Source organism: Pseudomonas imrae (assembly GCF_046352735.2).
Classification (GTDB): domain Bacteria; phylum Pseudomonadota; class Gammaproteobacteria; order Pseudomonadales; family Pseudomonadaceae; genus Aquipseudomonas; species Aquipseudomonas imrae.
Map to the genome: position 1 here is coordinate 3,725,990 of NZ_CP110853.2, position 20,892 is coordinate 3,746,881.

General features: G+C 60.3%; 21 protein-coding genes. 9 read left to right on the forward strand and 12 right to left on the reverse strand.

Features of this window, described 5'->3' with window-relative positions; translation table 11 throughout:
* The first annotated feature begins 111 nt into the window (after positions 1–111).
* From gcl to OQ460_RS16845, 9 genes are all read left to right on the forward strand, one after another.
* On the forward strand, positions 112–1,887 hold the full coding sequence (gene gcl / locus OQ460_RS16805) for a glyoxylate carboligase (protein WP_410018528.1): 1,776 nt from the start codon (positions 112–114) through the stop codon (positions 1,885–1,887).
* Positions 1,888–1,897: 10 nt separating this feature from the next.
* Positions 1,898–2,680: a hydroxypyruvate isomerase gene (gene hyi, locus OQ460_RS16810; RefSeq protein ID WP_410018529.1), complete on the forward strand. Its 783-nt coding sequence runs from the start codon at positions 1,898–1,900 to the stop codon at positions 2,678–2,680.
* A gap of 68 nt (positions 2,681–2,748) precedes the next feature.
* Positions 2,749–3,639 carry a 2-hydroxy-3-oxopropionate reductase gene (locus tag OQ460_RS16815; RefSeq protein WP_410018530.1) on the forward strand — a complete coding sequence of 297 codons (891 nt, stop codon included), beginning with the start codon at positions 2,749–2,751 and terminating at the stop codon, positions 3,637–3,639.
* A 173-nt stretch (positions 3,640–3,812) separates the two neighbouring features.
* Positions 3,813–5,093 (forward strand): glycerate kinase type-2 family protein, encoded by a 1,281-nt coding sequence (locus OQ460_RS16820; protein WP_410018531.1) that lies wholly within the window; start codon positions 3,813–3,815, stop codon positions 5,091–5,093.
* Positions 5,083–6,498: a pyruvate kinase gene (pyk, locus tag OQ460_RS16825; RefSeq protein ID WP_410018532.1), complete on the forward strand. Its 1,416-nt coding sequence runs from the start codon at positions 5,083–5,085 to the stop codon at positions 6,496–6,498. The genes OQ460_RS16820 and pyk overlap by 11 nt, the downstream gene beginning before the upstream one ends.
* A gap of 120 nt (positions 6,499–6,618) precedes the next feature.
* On the forward strand, positions 6,619–7,491 hold the full coding sequence (locus tag OQ460_RS16830; RefSeq protein ID WP_410018533.1) for an urea transporter: 873 nt from the start codon (positions 6,619–6,621) through the stop codon (positions 7,489–7,491).
* Between the two features lie 31 nt (positions 7,492–7,522).
* A complete protein-coding gene (locus OQ460_RS16835; protein WP_410018534.1) occupies positions 7,523–8,347 on the forward strand; it encodes an ion transporter in 825 nt (274 codons plus the stop codon).
* A 101-nt stretch (positions 8,348–8,448) separates the two neighbouring features.
* Complete coding sequence (locus OQ460_RS16840; RefSeq protein ID WP_410018535.1) at positions 8,449–9,453, forward strand: sulfate ABC transporter substrate-binding protein; 1,005 nt, start codon at positions 8,449–8,451, stop codon at positions 9,451–9,453.
* Positions 9,454–9,652: 199 nt separating this feature from the next.
* Positions 9,653–10,807: an MFS transporter gene (locus tag OQ460_RS16845; protein WP_410022034.1), complete on the forward strand. Its 1,155-nt coding sequence runs from the start codon at positions 9,653–9,655 to the stop codon at positions 10,805–10,807.
* 82 nt (positions 10,808–10,889) lie between these two features.
* On the opposite strand, the gene OQ460_RS16850 is transcribed toward OQ460_RS16845, so the two are convergent.
* The 12 genes from OQ460_RS16850 to ccmA form a co-directional block, all read right to left on the reverse strand.
* Positions 10,890–12,398, reverse strand: a complete 1,509-nt coding sequence (locus OQ460_RS16850; protein WP_410018536.1) for a M10 family metallopeptidase C-terminal domain-containing protein — start codon at positions 12,396–12,398, stop codon at positions 10,890–10,892.
* 331 nt (positions 12,399–12,729) lie between these two features.
* Positions 12,730–13,296 (reverse strand): phosphonate metabolism protein/1,5-bisphosphokinase (PRPP-forming) PhnN, encoded by a 567-nt coding sequence (phnN, locus tag OQ460_RS16855; RefSeq protein WP_410022035.1) that lies wholly within the window; start codon positions 13,294–13,296, stop codon positions 12,730–12,732.
* Positions 13,297–13,345: 49 nt separating this feature from the next.
* Positions 13,346–13,750 (reverse strand): hypothetical protein, encoded by a 405-nt coding sequence (locus OQ460_RS16860; protein ID WP_410018537.1) that lies wholly within the window; start codon positions 13,748–13,750, stop codon positions 13,346–13,348.
* Between the two features lie 16 nt (positions 13,751–13,766).
* The gene (gene ccmI / locus OQ460_RS16865) at positions 13,767–14,960 is read right to left on the reverse strand and encodes a c-type cytochrome biogenesis protein CcmI (RefSeq protein ID WP_410018538.1); all 1,194 of its coding nucleotides are present in this window, start codon (positions 14,958–14,960) and stop codon (positions 13,767–13,769) included.
* A complete protein-coding gene (locus OQ460_RS16870; protein ID WP_410018539.1) occupies positions 14,953–15,426 on the reverse strand; it encodes a cytochrome c-type biogenesis protein in 474 nt (157 codons plus the stop codon). The genes ccmI and OQ460_RS16870 overlap by 8 nt, the downstream gene beginning before the upstream one ends.
* On the reverse strand, positions 15,423–15,959 hold the full coding sequence (locus OQ460_RS16875; protein ID WP_410018540.1) for a DsbE family thiol:disulfide interchange protein: 537 nt from the start codon (positions 15,957–15,959) through the stop codon (positions 15,423–15,425). Before OQ460_RS16875 ends, OQ460_RS16870 begins: the two co-directional genes overlap by 4 nt.
* Entirely contained in the window at positions 15,956–17,944 is a 1,989-nt protein-coding gene (locus tag OQ460_RS16880; RefSeq protein WP_410022036.1) for a heme lyase CcmF/NrfE family subunit, read from the reverse strand. The genes OQ460_RS16875 and OQ460_RS16880 overlap by 4 nt, the downstream gene beginning before the upstream one ends.
* Before the next feature lie 3 nt (positions 17,945–17,947).
* On the reverse strand, positions 17,948–18,403 hold the full coding sequence (gene ccmE, locus OQ460_RS16885) for a cytochrome c maturation protein CcmE (RefSeq protein ID WP_410018541.1): 456 nt from the start codon (positions 18,401–18,403) through the stop codon (positions 17,948–17,950).
* Positions 18,400–18,576 carry a heme exporter protein CcmD gene (gene ccmD, locus OQ460_RS16890; RefSeq protein ID WP_071487711.1) on the reverse strand — a complete coding sequence of 59 codons (177 nt, stop codon included), beginning with the start codon at positions 18,574–18,576 and terminating at the stop codon, positions 18,400–18,402. The genes ccmE and ccmD overlap by 4 nt, the downstream gene beginning before the upstream one ends.
* A complete protein-coding gene (locus tag OQ460_RS16895) occupies positions 18,573–19,328 on the reverse strand; it encodes a heme ABC transporter permease (RefSeq protein WP_410018542.1) in 756 nt (251 codons plus the stop codon). Before OQ460_RS16895 ends, ccmD begins: the two co-directional genes overlap by 4 nt.
* 85 nt (positions 19,329–19,413) lie before the next feature.
* Positions 19,414–20,082 carry a heme exporter protein CcmB gene (gene ccmB, locus OQ460_RS16900; RefSeq protein WP_410018543.1) on the reverse strand — a complete coding sequence of 223 codons (669 nt, stop codon included), beginning with the start codon at positions 20,080–20,082 and terminating at the stop codon, positions 19,414–19,416.
* On the reverse strand, positions 20,079–20,714 hold the full coding sequence (gene ccmA / locus OQ460_RS16905) for a cytochrome c biogenesis heme-transporting ATPase CcmA (RefSeq protein ID WP_410018544.1): 636 nt from the start codon (positions 20,712–20,714) through the stop codon (positions 20,079–20,081). Before ccmA ends, ccmB begins: the two co-directional genes overlap by 4 nt.
* Positions 20,715–20,892: the final 178 nt, after the last annotated feature.

A 20,892-nucleotide genomic window follows, 5' to 3' on the forward strand; every position in this document is an offset into this window, starting at 1 on the left:
CGAACGCCGCAACCCTAGAGCGAAAGGGATTGACCTGCGCCTCTCGCCGTGAATACACTTTGACGCAACACCACTTGTATACAATTACAAAACGCAAGAGGCACCAAAACCATGAGCAAAATGAGAGCAATCGAAGCCGCCGTCCTGGTGATGCGTCGTGAAGGGGTCGATACCGCCTTTGGCATCCCGGGCGCTGCGATCAATCCGTTGTATTCGGCCTTGCAGAAGGTCGGCGGCATCGATCACGTCCTCGCTCGCCACGTGGAAGGCGCTTCGCACATGGCCGAGGGTTACACCCGCACCAAGGCCGGCAATATTGGCGTGTGCATCGGCACTTCTGGCCCGGCGGGCACCGACATGGTCACCGGCCTGTACAGCGCCTCGGCGGACTCGATCCCGATTTTGTGCATCACAGGCCAGGCGCCCCGCGCCCGGATGCACAAGGAAGATTTCCAGGCAGTAGACATCACCAGCATCGTCAAGCCCGTCACCAAGTGGGCAACCACCGTGCTGGAGCCTGGCCAGGTACCATATGCGTTCCAGAAGGCGTTCTACGAAATGCGCTCCGGGCGTCCAGGCCCGGTACTGATCGACTTGCCATTCGACGTACAAATGGCCGAGATCGAGTTCGATATCGATGCCTACCAGCCACTGCCATTGGCCAAGCCCCTGGCAACTCGCGTCCAGGTCGAAAAGGCCCTCGCCCTGCTGGATCAAGCTGAGCGCCCGCTGCTGGTCGCCGGTGGCGGCGTGATCAATGCCGACGCCAGCGAACTGTTGGTGGAGTTCGCCGAACTGACTGGCATCCCGGTGATCCCGACCCTGATGGGCTGGGGCACTATTGCCGACGACCATCCACAGATGGTCGGTATGGTCGGCCTGCAAACCTCCCACCGCTACGGCAACGCGACGATGCTCAAGTCGGACGTGGTGCTGGGCATCGGCAACCGCTGGGCCAACCGTCACACCGGTTCGGTGGAGGTCTACACCGAAGGGCGCAAGTTTATTCACGTAGATATCGAGCCCACGCAGATCGGCCGTGTGTTTACCCCGGACCTGGGCATCGTGTCCGATGCCGGCGCAGCACTGACCATGTTCATTGAAGTGGCCCGTGAATGGAAAGCCGCCGGCAAGCTCAAGGACCGCAGCGCCTGGCTCCATGATTGCCAGCAGCGCAAAGCCACCCTGCATCGCAAGACCCACTTCGACAACGTGCCGGTCAAGCCGCAGCGGGTGTACGAAGAGATGAACCAGGTGTTCGGCAAAGATACCTGCTACGTCAGCACCATCGGCTTGTCGCAGATTGCCGGCGCGCAGTTCCTGCATGTCTACAAGCCACGGCATTGGATCAACTGCGGCCAGGCCGGTCCGTTGGGCTGGACCATCCCGGCAGCGCTGGGCGTGGTCAAGGCTGACCCGACTCGCAAAGTGGTGGCATTGTCCGGTGACTACGACTTCCAGTTCATGATCGAAGAATTGGCCGTGGGTGCGCAGTTCAAGCTGCCGTACATCCATGTCGTGGTGAACAACTCGTACCTGGGGTTGATCCGTCAGGCTCAGCGCGGGTTTGAAATGGACTACTGCGTGCAGCTGTCTTTCGACAACCTCAATGCGCCGGAGCTCAACGGTTATGGTGTCGACCACGTAGCCGTCGCCGAAGGTCTGGGTTGCAAGGCGTTGCGTGTGTTCGAGCCAAGTCAGATCCAGCCGGCATTGCGCAAAGCCCAGGAAATGATCGAAGAGTTCAAGGTTCCGGTGATCGTTGAGATTATTCTGGAGCGCGTGACCAATATTTCCATGGGCACAGAGATCAACGCCGTCAACGAATTCGAAGATCTGGCATTGGTTGGCAACGATGCGCCGACTGCCATTTCACTGCTCGATTAAGGAGAGCCCTATGCCGCGCTTTGCCGCCAACCTGTCCATGCTGTTCACCGAACAGGACTTCCTTGCTCGCTTCAAAGCTGCAGCCGACGCAGGTTTTGCCGGCGTGGAATACCTGTTCCCCTACGATTTCAGCTCCGCCGAAATCAAGGCACAACTGGATACCCACGGCCTGACCCAAGTGCTGTTCAACCTGCCGGCCGGTGATTGGGCCAAGGGCGAACGAGGCCTGGCCTGCCACCCGGATCGGATCGAAGAGTTCCGTGCCGGGGTCGACCTGGCGATCGCCTATGCCCAGGTGCTGGGCAATACCCAGGTCAACTGCCTGGCAGGCATCCGTCCACAGGGTGTCGATGAAGCGACCGTGCAAAAGACCTTCGTCGACAACCTCAAATATGCTGCCGACAAACTGCAAGCGGTTGGCATCAAGCTGGTGATGGAGGCCATCAATACCCGTGACATCCCAGGTTTCTACCTCAACAACACCGCGCAGGCCCTGGCGATTCGCGAACAGGTGGGCAGCGCCAATCTGTTCCTGCAATACGACATCTATCACATGCAAATCATGGAGGGTGACCTGGCCCGGACCATGGCCGAACACCTGCCCCGGATCAACCATATCCAGCTGGCAGACAACCCGGGACGCAACGAGCCGGGAACGGGGGAGATCAACTACCGCTTCCTGTTCGAACACCTGGACCGCATCGGTTACCAGGGTTGGGTCGGCTGTGAGTACAAGCCTTTGACCTCTACCGAAGCCGGTCTTGGCTGGCTGAAAAGCCACAACGCTATCTAAGCCACGCCATAAAAACCTGTGGGAGCTGGCAGCCAGACCTGCACAACTAATAAGAAGAGGATTTTTCCATGGCTAAAATCGGATTTATCGGCACTGGCATCATGGGCCAACCCATGGCCGCCAATCTGCAGAAAGCAGGCCACCAACTGTTTCTTTCCGAACATCACATCAAGGCCCCGGAAGAACTGATCGCCGCAGGCGCAGTGGCCCTTGCCACCCCGCAACAAGTGGCACAGGAAGCCGAGTTCATCATCGTCATGGTGCCCGATACCCCGCAGGTCGATGATGTGCTGTTCCGTGAAGACGGCGTCGCTGCAGGCCTGTCACCCAACAAAGTGGTGATCGACATGAGTTCGATCTCACCGACCGCCACCAAAGCCTTCGCCGCCAAAATCAACCAGGCCGGCGCGCAGTATCTCGATGCGCCGGTGTCCGGTGGTGAAGTGGGCGCCAAGGCCGGGACCTTGAGCATCATGGTCGGTGGCGAGCCGAACACCTTCGAACGTGCCCTGCCGCTGTTCCAGAGCATGGGCAAGAACATCACGCTGGTGGGCGGCAACGGCGACGGCCAGACCGCCAAGGTGGCCAACCAGATCATCGTTGCCCTGAACATCCAGGCCGTAGCCGAAGCGCTGTTGTTCGCCTCGAAAAACGGTGCTGACCCCGCCAAGGTGCGTGAAGCCCTGATGGGTGGCTTTGCGTCGTCGAAGATTCTGGAAGTGCATGGCGAGCGGATGATCAAGGGCACTTTCGATCCGGGCTTTCGTATCAACCTGCACCAGAAGGACCTGAACCTGGCCCTGGCCGGCGCCAAGGAGCTGGGGATCAACCTGCCCAACACCGCGGGCACCCAGCAAGTGTTCAGCACCTGCACCGCGCTCGGCGGCGGCAACTGGGACCACTCGGCGCTGATCAAGGGTCTGGAACATATGGCGAATTTCTCGATTCGCGATAAGTAACCCGCAGTGGAACACGGACAGTTGTGGGAGCGGGCTTGTTCGCGATTAAGGTCGGACAATCACAGGGATGTCGTCTGACACACCGCTTTCGCGAGCAAGCCTGCTCCCACAACTGTCCGTGTCGCATCGGTAGTCGCAGCACCTCTAATAACAAGATCCCCGGGAGCCCGCTTATGTCGGTCGATCCGCAACACCTGCTTCGCGAGCTGTTTGCCGCAGCCATCGACGCTGCCCATCCCCGGCAAGTCCTCGAACCCTATCTGCCCGCCGACCGTAGCGGTCGTGTCATCGTCATCGGTGCAGGCAAAGCCGCAGCCGCCATGGCACAGGTCGTAGAAAACTGCTGGCAAGGCGAAGTCTCAGGCCTGGTCGTCACACGCTACGGCCATGGCGCACCGTGCAAGAAAATCGAAGTGGTTGAAGCCGCGCACCCGGTGCCGGACGCCGCCGGCCAAGCGGTGTCCAGGCGCGTGCTGGAATTGATCGGCAACCTGAGTGAGGACGATCGCGTGATCTTCCTCTTGTCCGGCGGCGGCTCGGCCCTGCTGGCGCTGCCCGCGTCGGGTATCAGCCTGGCCGACAAACAGAGCATCAACAAAGCCTTGCTCAAGTCCGGCGCGACCATTGGCGAGATGAATTGCGTGCGCAAGCACCTCTCGGCCATCAAGGGGGGCCGGCTGGCCAAGGCCAGTTGGCCCGCAACGGTCTACACCTATGCGATTTCCGATGTGCCGGGCGACCAGGCCACCGTCATTGCTTCCGGCCCGACCGTCGGCGACCCGAGCACCTCGCAACAGGCGCTGGCGATCCTCAAGCGTTACCAGATCGAGGTCCCGGCCTCTGTGCGCAGTTGGTTGCAGAGCCCGGAATCGGAAACCGTCAAACCCGGCGATGCATGCCTTTCTCGCAGCCATTTCCAGTTGATCGCACGCCCACAACAATCCCTGGAAGCGGTGGCAGTAAAAGTCCGCCAGGCCGGTTTCAGCCCGTTGATCCTCGGCGATCTGGAAGGCGAAGCGCGTGACGTGGCCAAAGTCCACGCCGGCATCGCCCGACAGATCGTGCTGCACGGCCAGCCGCTGGCGGCGCCTTGCGTGATCCTGTCCGGCGGTGAAACCACCGTCACCGTGCGCGGCAATGGCCGTGGCGGGCGCAATGCCGAATTCCTCCTGAGCCTGACCGACAGCCTCAAAGGCCTTCCCGGTGTCTACGCCCTGGCCGGTGACACCGACGGCATCGATGGCTCCGAAGACAATGCCGGGGCAATCATGACGCCCCACAGCTACACCCGGGCCGAAGCCCTCGGCCTGTCGGCCAGCGATGAGCTGGACAACAACAATGGCTACGGCTACTTCGCAGCGCTCGACGGGTTGATTATCACCGAGCCCACCCGCACCAACGTCAACGACTTCCGCGCCATTCTGGTCCTCGAGAGCAATAAACATGACGCCTGACAAAAAAGTCAAAATCCTCGCCACTCTGGGGCCAGCCACCAACGGCATTGATGACATCCGCGAGTTGGTCGAAGCTGGAGTCAATATCTTTCGCCTGAACTTCAGCCATGGCGACCATGCCGATCACGCCCAGCGCTATCAATGGATTCGCCAGGTAGAGCGGCAGTTGAACTATCCCCTGGGCATTCTCATGGACTTGCAAGGGCCGAAACTGCGGGTCGGGGGGTTTGCCGGGGGCAAAGTGCAACTGGTGCGTGGCCAGGCCTTGCGTCTGGACCTAGATGCCACGCCCGGCGATCAGCGGCGAGTCAACCTGCCCCACCCGGAAATCATCGCGGCCCTCGAGCCCGGCATGGATCTGCTGCTGGACGACGGCAAGCTCCGACTGCGGGTCACCGCCAAATACAGCGACGCCATCGACACTACCGTACTCAACGGCGGCGAACTGTCCGACCGTAAAGGCGTCAATGTCCCGCAAGCCTTATTGGAGTTGAGCCCATTAACCGCCAAGGATCGACGTGACTTGAGCTTCGGCCTGGAATTGGGTGTGGACTGGGTCGCACTGTCGTTTGTGCAACGCCCTGAAGACATGCGTGAGGCCCGCGAGTTGATCGGTGACAAGGCGTTCCTGATGGCCAAGATCGAGAAACCCTCGGCTGTACAGCGCTTGCAGGAAATCGCCGAACTGAGCGATGCCATCATGGTTGCCAGAGGTGACCTGGGCGTCGAAGTCCCGGCCGAAAGCGTGCCGCAGATTCAGAAAGACATCATCAGCGTCTGCCGCCAGTTGGGCAAACCGGTGGTGGTCGCCACGCAGATGCTCGAGTCCATGCGCTTCTCGCCGGCACCGACCCGCGCCGAAGTCACCGACGTGGCCAATGCCGTGGCCGAAGGTGCCGACGCAGTAATGCTTTCGGCAGAAACCGCGTCCGGTGAATACCCGCTGGAAGCCGTGCAGATGATGAGCAAGATCATCCGCCAGGTGGAAAACGGCCCGGATTACCAAACCCAACTCGATGTCAGCCGACCCAAGGCCGATGCCACGGTGTCGGACGCCATCAGCTGTGCGATCCGCCGTATCAGCAGCATCCTGCCGGTGGCCGTGTTGGTGAACTACAGCGAGTCCGGCGCCTCCACCCTGCGTGCAGCGCGGGAGCGCCCTGCAGTGCCGATTCTCAACCTCACACCAAACCTCACCTCCGCCCGCCGCTTGAGCGTGGCCTGGGGCGTGCACTCGGTGGTCAATGACCGGCTGCGACAGGTCGATGAGGTGTGTTCCACGGCACTGGAGATTGCCCAGGCCCAGGGCATGGTACAGCGCGGGGATACGCTGGTGATCACTGCGGGCGTGCCGTTCGGCCAACCGGGGTCAACCAACTCGCTGCGTATCGAAACGTTGATTTAGCGCCTGAAAGGGCCCCATCGCGAGCAAGCCCGCCCCCACATATTGATCCGCGAGCAGGGTCAAATGTGGGCGCGGGCTTGCTCGCGATGGGGGCGACTCGATCCTACTGACTCACCCACCATGCCCAACCCATCCTGCCCCGACTGGGCCGAAGCCCTGCTCAACGGCTTCAGCCAGATCTTCCTGCAACGCCACCCTTTGTGTGGCTTGCTGTGTTTGCTGGCGATATTACTCTGCGCTCCACAGTTACTCGGAGGCGCGCTGCTAGGCGGTGTCGCCGGTTTGCTCACGGCCCAGCGCCGAGGTTATCCCAAGGCCGAGCGCCAGGCCGGGCTCTACAGCTACAACGGCGTGTTGCTGGGGTTGCTGATCAGCCAGCACGTCGCCTGGTCGGCGCTGTTACCGCCTCTGGTTCTGGCTTGCGGTGGCTTGAGCGCAATCGTCACCCGTCAGTGGCTCAAACGGGCCAACCATCACGATGACCTGCCCGCCTACACCGCGCCCTTTGTCGGCCTGGGTTGGCTGCTGCTCAGTGCCAGCACGGCGAGCAGGCCTGAGATGATGCCGCCCGACACCCTGTCATTGGTTGACGCGCCCTTGCTTGGCCTCGGCCAGATCATCCTGCTGGACCAGCCTCTGGCCGGCCTGCTCATCGCCCTTGGCCTGCTGCTGGCCAACCGCAGCGCGGCGCTATGGGCACTGATCGGTGCCAGCTCCGGCGTGCTGTTTGCCTTACTGCTGGACGAACCCGGCGCACTGCTTGGCCTGCACAGCTATAACCCGGCGCTCGCGGCGCTGGCGCTCTGCCAGTTGCGGCGCCAACCCTGGTTGCCGTTAGCGGGCATCGTGCTGGCAATCATCCTCACCCCGGGTTTCGCCGCATTGCACCTGGCACCTCTCACCGCACCGTTTATCCTCGCCTGCTGGTTGGTGCGCGCCACGCTGCGAATACTGCAAAGGAGCAACATGGACAGCCCGTTCGAATCCCCCTAGGCTTGGCCGATATTCGATTCAGGCGAACCCAATGGACAGCAACAACGACTGGCGCCAGCGCCTGTACGTCATGATTTTCCAGACCGACACTGTCGCCGGACGTCGATTCGACAGGCTGTTGCTGTTGATCATCCTCGCCAGCCTGGTGATCGTGATCCTCGACAGCATCGACGAGGTCCATCAGAACTACGCCAAGGTGCTGGCCTACATCGAGTGGGGCTTTACCCTTATCTTCGCCATCGAGTACGGGCTGCGGCTGTACTGCTCGCCCAAGCCGTTGCGCTATGCCTTCAGTTTCTACGGGCTGGTTGACTTGCTGGCGATTGTGCCCGGCATCCTCGCCTTGTATTACAGCGACGCCCAATACCTGCTAATCATCCGCATCATCCGCATGTTGCGGATCTTCCGCGTGCTCAAGCTCAGCCCCTACCTCAAGCAAGCCAATTACCTGATGTCGGCGCTGCGGGGCAGCAAGCAGAAAATCGTCGTGTTCCTGGTCAGCGTCTGTACCCTGGTGACGGTATTCGGCACCTTGATGTACGTGATAGAGGGCCCGGAACATGGGTTCACCAGTATTCCCAAGGGTATCTACTGGGCCATCGTGACCCTGACCACCGTGGGTTTTGGCGACATCGTGCCCAAGACCCCGCTGGGCCAGGTGATATCGTCATTGGTAATGATCACCGGCTACTCGATCATCGCCGTACCCACCGGGATTTTTACCGCCGAACTGGCCAACGCCATGCGCGGCGATCAGTTGCAACACGACTGCCCGGTGTGCAAAAAAAGCAGCCATGAGCCCAACGCCGCTTTTTGCTCACGCTGTGGAAATGGGCTGTACAGCAAAGTGGAATAAGCAAAGTTCTTTTTAATCTTTAAGCGTCTATGCCAGCCCGGCTATAGTCACGGGCTATAAGCCACTACCTGATTGACAATCGAACAACAAAGGAATGAGCAGTGAAAAAATTCGTTAGCGCCTCTTTGCTGGCCGCAAGCCTGGCACTGTCTGGCGGCGCCCAGGCCGAATCGACCACCCTGCTCAACGTCTCCTACGACGTGATGCGTGATTTCTACAAGGACTACAACGCCGCTTTCCAGAAGCACTGGCAAGCAGAACACCCGGACGACAAGCTCACCCTGCAGATGTCCTTCGGCGGCTCCAGCAAACAGGCGCGCTCGGTCATCGACGGCCTGCGCGCCGACGTCATCACGATGAACATGGCTACCGACATCAACGCCCTGGCGGACAACGGCAAACTGGTGCCGGACAATTGGGTCACACGCCTGCCGAACAACAGCGCACCGTTCACCTCCGCCACCGTATTCATCGTGCGCAAGGGCAACCCAAAGGCGCTCAAAGACTGGCCTGACCTGCTCAAAGATGGCGTGGAAGTCATCGTGCCGAACCCGAAGACGTCCGGTAACGGGCGTTACACCTACCTGTCAGCCTGGGGTTATGTGCTGAAAAACGGCGGTGACGAGAACAAGGCCAAGGCATTTGTCGGCAAACTGTTCAAGCAAGCGCCCGTGCTCGATACCGGTGGCCGTGCAGCGACCACTACCTTCATGACCAACCAGATCGGCGACGTGCTGGTGACTTTTGAAAACGAAGCGGAAATGATTGCCCGTGAGTTCGGCCGTGATCAGTTTGAAGTGGTTTACCCGACCGTTTCCGCCGAAGCCGAACCGCCGGTGTCGGTGGTCGACAAAGTGGTCGAGAAGAAAGGCTCGCGCAACGTAGCCGAAGACTACCTCAAATACCTGTGGTCGCCAGAAGGCCAGGAAATCGCCGCCAATAACTACCTGCGTCCACGCGACCCGGCTGTGCTGGCCAAGTTCACCGACCGCTTCCCGAAAGTCGACTTCCTTTCGGTGGAGAAGACCTTCGGCGACTGGCGTACCGTGCAGAAGACCCACTTCAACGATGGCGGAGTATTCGACCAGATCTACAACGGCCAATAGAACCTTGATCGTCCCCACGCCCGTGGGGATGATCCCTCACCGGCGCAGCCATCAATCCCCGGCATGAGTGAAATCAGCACACGCAGCCTGTTCCCACACTCGCCAACCCTTTACTCTTTCACGCCATCTCCTCCGCGTTAAAGAGCACACCATGACTGCGACTTCCAAGGCCCCACACCCCGGCACCATGACCCGAGGCATGGTGATGCTGTTCGCGTTCTGTTGTGGCGCTATCGTCGCCAACCTCTATTACACGCAGCCGATCATCGAAATGATCGCTCCGGACATCGGCCTGACGCCAGCCATGGCCAGCCTTATCGTGTCCTTGACCCAAATCGGCTATGCCTTGGGCCTGTTCTTCCTCGTACCTCTGGGCGACTTGCTGGAAAACCGCAAGCTGATGATCAGCACCACGGTGGTGTCCATCGCCAGTCTGTTGGGCGCCGCTTTTATTGAACAGCCGAATCTGTTCCTGATGGTGTCGCTGCTGATCGGTTTCAGCTCTGTTTCGGTGCAAATCCTGATTCCGCTGGCCGCGCACCTGGCCCCCGCCGAATCTCGTGGTCGAGTGGTGGGCAGCATCATGGGCGGCCTGTTGCTGGGCATTCTGCTTGCGCGTCCGGTGTCGAGCGTAGTGGCCGATCACTTCGGCTGGCGCGTGATGTTCATCGCGGCGGCTGGGTTGATGGCGGTGATCAGCGTCGTGCTGCTGTTGACGATTCCCAAGCACCAACCGGATCACCGCGCCAGTTACGGGCAACTGCTGCACTCGCTCGGCACCTTGCTGCGCCAGCAACCGGTATTGCGTCAACGCGCGTTTTACCAGGGCTGCCTGTTCGCCGCCTTCAGCCTGTTCTGGAGCGCTGCGCCGCTGGAGCTGGTGCGCAACCATGGCCTGAGCCAAACCCAGATCGCGATCTTTGCCCTGGTCGGGGCGATTGGTGCCATTGCCGCACCGATTGCCGGGCGCCTGGCCGATGCGGGCCATACCCACCGCGCCTCATTACTGGCCATTGTGTTCGCTGCAGTGAGCTTTTTGCCGGCGTTCGTCCACCCCATCTACAGTGTGGTTGGCCTGGCGGTGACCGGCGTGGTCCTGGACTTTTGCGTGCAAATGAACATGGTCCTCGGCCAACGCGCCATCTACACCCTCGATGCCAACAGTCGCAGCCGCCTGAACGCGTTGTACATGACGAGTATCTTCATCGGCGGCGCCCTCGGCTCGGCGATTGCCAGCAGCGTGTACGAACAGGGTGGCTGGCTGGGGGTGGTCCTGGTTGGCAGCGCCTTCCCGCTGTTGGCGTTGCTGCGGTTTCTGATGGTGTCGAGGCACGAGGCCACCGCGACTGTATAAGACTGGATGGGGGGCTGCTTTAGGGGCAGCTACCAATGCAATGAACGAAACACCATCCTTGGTGCGTCGGCATCAATGGTTACTACGGGCGCAGGCCGCTTATGAGCTGAAACATCTGCTGGAAAAACGCAAGCGCTTCGCGAAGAAGAGTTGCCATTACGACTTTCAGCGAAGGTGCGGGTGTAGGCTCAGGGGTTGGGGTTGGAGTTGGGGCAGGTGTAGGTGCGGGTTGAGGAGTTGGAACAGGTTGAGGCTGTGGTTGTGGCCGCTGGGCATTCACAACGACATCCCCTTGTTTGATTTCTCCTTTGGCGGTGACCAACAGATCCGACTTGCCGTCCCCGGTCAAATCAACCTCCAGGCTGCCTATACCGGTACTCGAATTATGGCTGAGCACCGCTTCACCGACGCGTCCAGTGAACCTCTCTGTGAAGTTGAGCGCGCTGATGCCTGACTTTTTCAACATGTCACTGATATCGATCTTATCCACGCCGCTGGTAAAGTCCTCGATCACATCCGGCTCCCGCGCAGTCGAGTCAGAGGCCTTGGTATAGACAAAAGTGTCCGCGCCACCGCCGCCTCTCAGCCTGTCAGCACCTGCGCCGCCCTGGAGTCGGTTGTCCACCTCGTTGCCGAGCAGGGTATCAGCGCCTGCGCCACCCACCGCGTTTTCCAGAGTGACGCCCTTGGCCACCGAAACGTTGCCTCGCAAGCCTCCTACGCTGGAAAACGACTCAGCATTGAGGTTGATCGTCTGGTTCTGCGAAAACCCGGAAAAGTCCAGGGTATCGTTGCCGCCGCCATCCCATACACAAAACAACGCAGAGTCCCCTGCCCCCTTGAGGCTCAAGCACTCTCTATTGGTATTTGAATTGAAGCCATAAGTGGTATCGGTATTGCGGGTTTGATGGTTCGCTCCATACAGTTTCTGCATTGCGGCAATGTCATCCATCATCGGCGCAGAAGGCGACAACGACCTGAAATCGTGGCCCGACTGTTTCTTCTCGGACCAATAGCTCATGACAGTACGCGCCTTGGTATCTTGCGCATATTGGGCATCCCGTTCGTAAGTGCCACTGCCGTTGTAGTTACCGGGGTGTGCCAGCCCCAAGGCATGCCCTATTTCATGGATCATGATCGTCGAAAAGTAACTGCCCAGCTTGGGCGCATCCGGCGCTTGCTGGGTGCCGATCTTGGCCCAGGCGTTGGGATGGGAGCGACTGGGACCGGTCGCCACGCCAGACGCCATTCTCCGGTCCCCGGAAATCTGGATGGAACCGTCGGTTTTACCGGCACTTTCATGAAACTTGATATTGGCCACGTCCTGCCAGGACTGCAAAGCTTGGCGGGCGCATTGCCGCTGGCGCTCGGTGAACCCATCGAGCTTGAATGAAACATCGATTTTCTGGTCGCCATTGCGATCGTGGAACCGGGAGTTATTGCGCACAAGATGGTTGGCAACCTGCTCCGTGGTGAACGAGCGTTTACCATAACCTTGCGACGAGCCTGACGAAGATCCTGAGTGAGCCTGAGGGTTGTCAGTTGGGTATTCCGAGGGGCGTCGAATGGGGCGTTCGATTATTTCGCTCATATATATGCTCTCCGGTTTTATAATTAATTGTATTGACTGGTTTCGGTATCAGCGCACGACACAAAACCAGCCACCAATTAATTTTGCATATAATAAAAACCCCACCAACAGCCATTTAGTTACAAGCGAAACAGTTTCCTCCAAGAAAAATATTCCCGACAAAACAATATATGTATTCAATTTGAATATTGAATAAAACAAATCCTGACAAAAAAATATCTTATTGATTCATCGAATAAAAAAAACGCATAAAACGCCATTTAAAACAAAACATGAACAATGCATAAAAACCAACAGCACAATGAAGTACACATAAAGCAACTATCGAAAGTCAGGTGCGCACTGACTTTCCGGCGTCCAGATAGTCCAGGAGGCGTTCGACGGTGCGTGCCAACACGCCGGAGTTATCCAGCAACGCCACATCAGCTGCCGTCGTCAGGCTTTCGGTGAACTGCGCATTGCGCGCCAGGCGTTCATCGATGTCGTCCTCGGACTCGCGCCCCCGTGCCAACAAGCGTTGGCGCAACACGGCCTGATCGACTGTCAGCAACAACACCCGCAGGGTGGGGTAACGCCCACGGGTTTGCGCCAAGTGGCCGCGAGAGCCGTTGACCAGCACATCGTGGCCGGCCGCCAGCCAATCGTCAATTTCCCGTGGAATACCATAAGACAAGCCGTTGGCCTGCCAAGCGAGGGCAAAGGCGCCTTCAGCCTGCAACACGGCAAAGCGTTCCGGGCTCACTCCCAGGGCAGCCTCGCCCACCGCCTCTGCAGAACGGGTGATCACCCGCCGTGCAATGCGGCAGCCGCGCTCGGCCAAACGTGGGCGTGCGGCATCCAGCAGGCTGTCCTTGCCCGACCCAGAGGGTCCGATGAGATAAATCAACCTGCCCGCCATCAAGACACCCTTTGAACGCGTCGCCATTAACCTCGTGGGCAGCCTGTGTTCACTGCGCGTACTGTTTGCTCAACCCCGGCGGAACACCCTGGACATTGGTTTCTTCCCACGGCCCGTTCGGGCTGATGGAGCGGCTCCAGCCGTTGCTCCAGCGGTAATACGTACGCTGACGATAAAAAGTGTCAGGCTGCTCATCAAGCACATAGACCTGCATCTTGCTGTCCCAATGGCTTGCGGCGCCCGGAGGCGGAGCGAAGGTGGGGGACTTGCTCGGCGGCGCCTTGGGTGGAGCGGTCACCGGGCCGGAGGGCCTGGTGCTGGGCTTGGTACTCGGCTGCGTTGACGGACCCGACGGTGGAATGGTCGGGCCGGTCGGCGCAGGTGGCCGATGAACCGCACAAGCGCTCAATCCCAATACCAGGCTGAGCAAAGTGATACGTGCAATGGCGGTCATGGGCGTTTCCTCGAAATTACTTATCCGGACTGTCGATAGTCAGTTGCTGCAGCGCAACGGTGCTGCTGGCCAGGGGTTGGCTGCGGCCGATCCACTCGCCGGCAGTCGGTTGCCCGGCCCTGGAGATGCGCGCAACGAGTTGGACTTCGGGAAAGTTGGACAGTTTCAACTGCGGCATCATTGCGTCGGCATCGCCCAACTCGACACTCAGCGGCAGGTCGGCCACGGTCACGCGCTTGGCGGCCAACGGCGCCGGCGGGCCGCCGACAGCGCGGGCGAAGATAAACACGCTGTCGGTGGGCAGCGTCTTGGCCTTGACCTCGGCCGACAGGTCGACGCTCACTTTAAGCAGCGCGCCAACCTGGGTCGGAGCGACTGCGCCGCCGCCTTCCTTGAGTTTCTCCGCCGCCCGGTCGATCCCACCTTGCAGCGCCGTGCGGGAGTTGTCTTGCTCAGGTAACTGGGCCAACAGGCGATTCCAGTAGTCAATGGCTTCCTGGTAGCGTTCGCGTTCAAAGGCAGCGATACCCAACAGGCCAAGGCTGGTGACTTCCTTGGGGTCAAGTTTCAGTGCTTCGTCGGTCAGCGCCTGGATCTTTGGCGACCACTGCTTGTTGTCCGCAAAATACTGCGCCTGCGCCCATTGCCCGAGCAGCTCAGGCTGGCGCCCCGCCAGGGCCACGGTGCGCTCGAAGACTTTCGCAGCGTCCGCCGAACGATCCTGGGCCATGTAGGCGCGACCAAGGAAATACAGGCCTTCGGCCGAATCCGGCTGCGCAGCCGCCGCACGCTCCAGACGCTGGGTCATGTCTTGCATGGACACCGGCGGCTGGGAGAATTCGCGGGTCAGCTCAACCTTGTCGCTGGCGCCGAAGTGCATGTACAGCCCCAGGCCCAGTACCGGCACCAGCACCGCCGCGAGCAATGGCAACGGTTTACCCAGGCGTGACTCACGGGGTTTTTCCACCCCTTCGGTATCGGCCAGCAACTCACGAGCGGCCTCTGCGCGACCTGCGTCCAATTGCGTGGCGTCGAGCACACCTTCGCTCTGTTGGGTCTGCAGTTCGGCCACACGCTCCTGATACAGCGCCACATTCAGCGCGGTGCGATCCTCCTCGCGTTGGGCACGGCGGCCACGCAACACCGGTATCAGCAGAAAACTCAAGGCAACCAGAAGCAGCAGACCTGCAGCAAGCCAGAAATCAATCATCGGTTTTTTTGTCCAGCAGTTGGTCGAGGCGTTGACGCTCGGAGGCGGAGAGCGCGTCCGACCCATCGGTCGGTGTCGCGCGGCGACGTCGGACGATGACGGCCATGACTACCAGGCCAGCCAGCAGCAGACCGGCCGGGCCAAACCACAGCAGCGCGGTCTTGGAGGTCAGCGCAGGTTTGTAGCGCACGAAATCACCGTAGCGGTCGACCATGAAGTCGATGATCTGCTGATTGTCCTTGCCCTCCCCCAACATGCGGAAAATCTCTTTGCGCAGGTCGGCGGCAATGGGCGCATTGGAGTCGGCAATGTCTTGGTTCTGGCATTTGGGGCAGCGCAGTTCCTTGGTCAATTCACGGAAGCGCTCACGGTCGCCATCTTTGGCGAATTCATAGGTGTCGATGGCGGCCTGGGCCGCGCCCACCAATCCGAGCGCCAGTACGGCAGCGGTCAACCAACGCTTCATGGCTTGGCCTCGTCCACCAACGCCTGGTACTTGGCGGCCAGTTGTTCGCGCCAGACCACTTCGTCGATCACGCCGACGAACTTGTCGCGAATCACACCTTTGGCATCTATGAAGAAGGTTTCCGGCGCCCCGTAAACGCCCAGGTTCAGACCGAGGTTGCCGTCTTCGTCACGAATATCCAACTGATAGGGGTTGTGGAACTCCGCCAGCCACTTCAAGGCTGCAGCGTTGTCGTCCTTGTAGTTGATGCCGTAGATCACCACGCCCTTCTCGGCCAGCTTGTTGAGCACCGGGTGCTCGACACGACAGGAAATGCACCAGGTGGCCCAGACGTTGACCAGTGCCGGTTTGCCTTGCAAGTCGGCCTGGGTCAAGGTCCTGTCGCCCTGCACCGTCGGCAGCGAAAACGCCGGGAACGGTTTGCCGATCATCGCCGAGGGCAACTCGGCCGGGTCCAGGTATAGGCCGCGGTACAAAAACACCGCCACCAGCAGGAACAACGCCAACGGTAATACCATCAACCAACGCTTCATACCGCCGCTCCTTGTATACCGAGGGCTTCACGCACCCGGCTCTTGACCTTGACCCGATAACGCCGGTCCATCGCCGCCAGCAAACCACCAAAACCGGTCAGCAGGCCGCCGAACCAGATCCAGCGCACGAACGGCTTGACGTGGACCCGCACGGCCCAGGCGCCATCACCCAGCGGCTCGCCCAGGGCGACATACAAGTCACGGGTGAAACCGGCATCGATCCCGGCTTCGGTCATCATCGAATTCTGCACGGTGTACAGGCGTTTTTCCGGGTGCAGCACGGCGATTTCCTTACCGTTGCGCACCACACGCACGGTGCCTTTGTCCGAGGTGAAGTTCGGTCCTTCAAAGTGCTTGGCGCCTTCAAAGACAAACTGGTAGCCAGCCAGGTCCATGGACTCGCCAGGTGCCAGGCGCAGGTCGCGCTCGGCGCTGTTCTGGCTGGACAACACCACACCCAGCGCGCAGACGGCGATACCGATATGCGCGATCTGCATGCCCCAATAGCTGCGAGTCAGGCCGGGCAGGCCTTTGACCAGGCCTTTGTGCCGCGTCTTGTCAAGGATGTCCCGCACGCCGGCCAGCAACACCCAGGCGGCGAGCATGAAGGTCGCGAGCACCGCCCAATTGAAATCACCATAGGCAATCCCGGCGACGACCGATAACGCCGCGCTGCCCAGCAGTACCGGGGTCAACATGCCCATCAGCCATTTGACCGGTGTGTCTTTCCAGCGCACCAGCACGCCAACGGCCATCACCACCATCAGCAGGCCCATCAACGGAATGAACAAGGCATTGAAGTACGGCGGCCCGACGGAGAGCTTGGCGCCGGACAGTGCATCGAGTATCAGCGGATACAAGGTGCCCAGCAGGATCATCGAGGCGGCCACCACCAGTACCAGGTTGTTGCCCAGCAACAGGGTTTCCCGCGACCAGAGGTTGAAGCCGACGTGACTCTTGACCACCGGGGCCCGCAGGGCGAACAGCACCAGGGAGCTGCCGACCACCAGCAGCAGGAAGATCAGGATGAACACCCCACGCTCCGGGTCGGACGCGAACGCATGCACCGAGGTCAGCACGCCGGAACGCACCAGGAAGGTCCCCAACAGGCTCAACGAAAATGCAGCAATGGCCAGCAACACGGTCCAGCTCTTGAACACGCCGCGTTTTTCAGTAACCGCCAATGAATGAATCAGCGCCGTGCCCACCAGCCATGGCATGAAGGAAGCGTTTTCCACCGGGTCCCAGAACCACCAGCCGCCCCAGCCAAGCTCGTAATAAGCCCACCACGAGCCCAGGGTGATGCCGATGCCCAGAAACGCCCAGGCCACGATCGTCCAGGGCCGCGACCAGCGCGCCCAGGCAGCATCGAGACGCCCGCCGAGCAAGGCTGCGATAGCGAAGGCAAAAGCCACCGAGAAACCAACGTAGCCCATATAGAGCATTGGCGGATGAACGATCAGGCCGATGTCTTGCAGCAGCGGGTTAAGGTCTCGGCCGTCGGTGGGGATTTGCGGCAGGATCCGCTCAAACGGGTTGGACGTCATGATCAGGAACAACAAAAAACCAATGCTGATCATGCCCATCACGGCCAGCACGCGAGCCAGCATCACCTGGGGCAACTGGCGCGAGAATACCGACACCGCGAAGGTCCAGGCCCCGAGGATCAATGCCCACAACAGCAGGGAACCTTCGTGGGCACCCCATACCGCACTGAACTTGTAATACCAGGGCAAGGCGCTGTTGGAGTTGCTGGCGACGTATGCGACGGAAAAGTCGTCGGTCATGAAGGCGTAGGTCAGGCAGCCAAAAGAGAACGCGAGAAAAGCGAACTGCCCCCAGGCGGCCGGCTGAGCCAGGCTCATCCACAAGCGATCACCACGCCACGCGCCCAACAACGGGACGATGGCCTGGACGATGGCAAAGCACAGGGCGAGGATCATCGCCAACTGGCCCAACTCGGGAATAAACAGTGCAGAGGCCATCATTTAGCCCTCCCTGGCAGGTGTAGGGGCTGACTGGCCGCTGTCTTTGAGGGCCTTGGTCACTTCCGGCGGCATGTATTTTTCATCGTGCTTGGCTAGCACTTCGTCGGCCACCACTACACCCTGGGCGTTGAGCTTGCCGAGGGCGACGATACCCTGCCCCTCGCGAAACAGATCCGGAAGGATCCCACGATAGGTGATGGTCACCGACTTGCTGAAGTCGGTGACCACGAAGGTCACGTCCAGCGAGTCGCCGGAGCGCTTCAGGGAACCGGCCTCGACCATGCCGCCGGCGCGGATTCGCGTATCTTGCGGCGCTTCGCCGTTGGCGATCTGGGTCGGGGTGTAGAACAGGTTGATATTCTGTTGCAAGGCACTCAAGGCCAGGCCCACGGCGATGCCGACGCCCACCAGAATGGCGAGGATGATCAACAGACGCTTTCTACGCAGCGGATTCACTTATCGGTCTCCCGGCGCAGACGACGCGCCTCTTGTTGCAGGTAACGCTTGCGGGCCAGGATCGGCGCGGCGACGTTGAGGGCCAGCACCGCCAGGCAAATGCCATAGGCCGTCCAGACATACAGGCCGTGATGGCCCATGGCGAGAAAATCACTGAAAGAGGCGAAACTCATCCACGGGCTCCCAGGCAGTTTTGCACTTCAACCTTGACCCAACTGGCGCGGGCTTCACGCTTGAGCACTTCGAGGCGCATGCGCATCAGCAGCACGGCACCGAAGAAGCAGTAGAAACCCAGCACCATCAACAGCAGCGGCGCCCACATTTCCACGGGCATTGCCGGTTTTTCGGTGAGGGTAAAGGTCGCGCCCTGGTGCAGGGTGTTCCACCATTCCACCGAGTACTTGATGATCGGGATGTTGATCACGCCAACGATGGCCAGCACCGCGCAGGCCTTGGCGGCGCTGTCACGATTGCTGATCGCGTTGCCCAGGGCAATAAGACCGAAGTACAGGAACAGCAGAATCAACATCGACGTTAGTCGCGCATCCCAGACCCACCACGAGCCCCAGGTCGGCTTGCCCCAGATCGCCCCGGTGATCAGCGCCACGGCGGTCATCCAGGCACCGATGGGTGCTGCGCATTGCAGGGCGACGTCGGCCAGTTTCATCTTCCACACCAGGCCCACGATGCCGCACACCGCCAGCATCACGTAGCAGGACTGGGCCAGCAGTGCGCTGGGCACATGGATATAAATGATGCGAAAGCTGTTGCCTTGCTGGTAGTCCGGCGGCGCGAAGGCCAGGCCCCAGACCAGGCCGGTGCCGATCAGCAACACGGCGGCGATGCTCAACCACGTCAGCAGCCTGCCGCTGATGCCATAGAACCACTTGGGCGATCCGAGCTTGTGAAACCAGGTCCAGTTCATTGCTGTTTCCATCACGGTTGCTTCTTGTCGTGGCAAGAAGCTTAGGGTCTTTACTGACTCAGCGAAAACACTGGGTCAGACCTCATTATTCGCCGACGCTGATCTTCAGGCCGGCCGCTATAGCAAAGGGTGTCAGGGTTACCGCCAGGGCGGTCAGGCTGCCAAGCCACAAGAGGTAACCGGTCGCCGGCATCCCCATGAGCGCAGCCTGCAAGGCACCGCTGCCCAGGATCAACACCGGGATATACAAAGGCAAAATCAACAAGGCCAGCAACAGCCCCCCACGCTTCAAACCGACGGTCAATGCCGCGCCCACCGCTCCCAGCAGGCTCAACACCGGGGTGCCGAGCAATAACGAGGCAAGCAACACTGGCAGGCATCCGGAGGGCAATCCCAGCATCATCGCCAGCAGCGGCGCGAGCAGAACCAGTGCCAGGCCGGAAAAGGCCCAGTGTGCCAGTACCTTGGCCAGAACCAGAAGAGGCAGAGGGTGCGACGAAAGGACCCACTGTTCAAGGGAACCATCTTCGAAATCACTGCGAAACAGCCCGTCCAGCGAGAGCAGGACCGACAAAAGGGCTGCCACCCAGACCAGTCCCGGAGACAAGGTTTGCAACAGTTTAGTCTCGGGTCCGACCGCCAGCGGGAACAACGCGATGACGATGGCAAAGAATACGAGCGGGTTGGCCAATTCAGCCGGGCGCCGACATAACAGGCGCGCCTCGCGGGCCACCAACAGGGCAAAGACCCTCATGCCGACCACCTTCCCAGATCCAGCTCGCGGTAACCGGCAGGCATGCGCGCCAGGGTGTGATGAGTGGTGAGGAGCACCATGCCGCCCTGCTCACAGTGCCGCGCCAGGTGCTCTTCCAACTGCGCGACGCCCTGTTTGTCGAGGGCGGTGAAGGGTTCGTCGAGAATCCACAATGGCGGGCCCTGCAGATACAGGCGGGCCAGGGCCACCCGGCGCTGTTGACCGGCGGACAGGGTATGACAGGGCACATCTTCAAAACCCTTCAGGCCCACGGCGGCCAATGCCTGCCAAATGCACTCGCGGCTGGCCGGGTGATGCAGGGCACTGAGCCAACTGAGATTCTCTTCAGGGGTCAGCACATCCTTGATCCCGGCCGCGTGGCCGATCCACACCAGGTTGCGCGCCAGCTGCGTGCGTTGTTCGTTCAACGGCCTGCCATTGAGCCGCACCTGCCCCGCCGTCGGCTGCATCAAACCGGCCAACAGGCGCAGCAGGCTGGTCTTGCCGCTGCCGTTAGGTCCACTGACCTGCACCATGTCGCCACCCGACAGACGCAGTTCGAGATGTTCGAACAGCATCCGCAGGTCCCGCTCACACGCGAGCGCAACAGCTTCAAGTAGTGGACTGGTCACAAGATCGTGGGCCTTTACAGTTCAAGTCGGCGGCGCAACGGCCGTTAAAGAGATGCACAATAAACGCATTGGCAGTCTGTTTTAGAGAGCTGGATCAATCAGTTGTGATGTTTTTGACACGCTCTTTGAAGACGGGCGGCATTATACATGTGATGCCCTACTCTAAAGAGGGCAATTT

What these genes read in the sequence shown, in the direction of transcription:
- ccmD (WP_071487711.1), bottom strand. Translation starts at nt 18,576, where the DNA reads ATGAGTTTCGCCTCTTTCAGTGATTTTCTCGCCATGGGCCATCACGGC.
- OQ460_RS16835 (WP_410018534.1), top strand. Translation starts at nt 7,523, where the DNA reads ATGGACAGCAACAACGACTGGCGCCAGCGCCTGTACGTCATGATTTTC.
- hyi (WP_410018529.1), top strand. Translation starts at nt 1,898, where the DNA reads ATGCCGCGCTTTGCCGCCAACCTGTCCATGCTGTTCACCGAACAGGAC.
- OQ460_RS16875 (WP_410018540.1), bottom strand. Translation starts at nt 15,959, where the DNA reads ATGAAGCGTTGGTTGATGGTATTACCGTTGGCGTTGTTCCTGCTGGTG.
- OQ460_RS16850 (WP_410018536.1), bottom strand. Translation starts at nt 12,398, where the DNA reads ATGAGCGAAATAATCGAACGCCCCATTCGACGCCCCTCGGAATACCCA.
- OQ460_RS16820 (WP_410018531.1), top strand. Translation starts at nt 3,813, where the DNA reads ATGTCGGTCGATCCGCAACACCTGCTTCGCGAGCTGTTTGCCGCAGCC.
- OQ460_RS16815 (WP_410018530.1), top strand. Translation starts at nt 2,749, where the DNA reads ATGGCTAAAATCGGATTTATCGGCACTGGCATCATGGGCCAACCCATG.
- gcl (WP_410018528.1), top strand. Translation starts at nt 112, where the DNA reads ATGAGCAAAATGAGAGCAATCGAAGCCGCCGTCCTGGTGATGCGTCGT.
- OQ460_RS16830 (WP_410018533.1), top strand. Translation starts at nt 6,619, where the DNA reads ATGCCCAACCCATCCTGCCCCGACTGGGCCGAAGCCCTGCTCAACGGC.
- OQ460_RS16845 (WP_410022034.1), top strand. Translation starts at nt 9,653, where the DNA reads ATGGTGATGCTGTTCGCGTTCTGTTGTGGCGCTATCGTCGCCAACCTC.
- ccmB (WP_410018543.1), bottom strand. Translation starts at nt 20,082, where the DNA reads ATGAGGGTCTTTGCCCTGTTGGTGGCCCGCGAGGCGCGCCTGTTATGT.
- OQ460_RS16860 (WP_410018537.1), bottom strand. Translation starts at nt 13,750, where the DNA reads ATGACCGCCATTGCACGTATCACTTTGCTCAGCCTGGTATTGGGATTG.
- OQ460_RS16870 (WP_410018539.1), bottom strand. Translation starts at nt 15,426, where the DNA reads ATGAAGCGTTGGTTGACCGCTGCCGTACTGGCGCTCGGATTGGTGGGC.
- pyk (WP_410018532.1), top strand. Translation starts at nt 5,083, where the DNA reads ATGACGCCTGACAAAAAAGTCAAAATCCTCGCCACTCTGGGGCCAGCC.
- phnN (WP_410022035.1), bottom strand. Translation starts at nt 13,296, where the DNA reads ATGGCGGGCAGGTTGATTTATCTCATCGGACCCTCTGGGTCGGGCAAG.
- ccmI (WP_410018538.1), bottom strand. Translation starts at nt 14,960, where the DNA reads ATGATTGATTTCTGGCTTGCTGCAGGTCTGCTGCTTCTGGTTGCCTTG.
- OQ460_RS16895 (WP_410018542.1), bottom strand. Translation starts at nt 19,328, where the DNA reads ATGAACTGGACCTGGTTTCACAAGCTCGGATCGCCCAAGTGGTTCTAT.
- OQ460_RS16880 (WP_410022036.1), bottom strand. Translation starts at nt 17,944, where the DNA reads ATGGCCTCTGCACTGTTTATTCCCGAGTTGGGCCAGTTGGCGATGATC.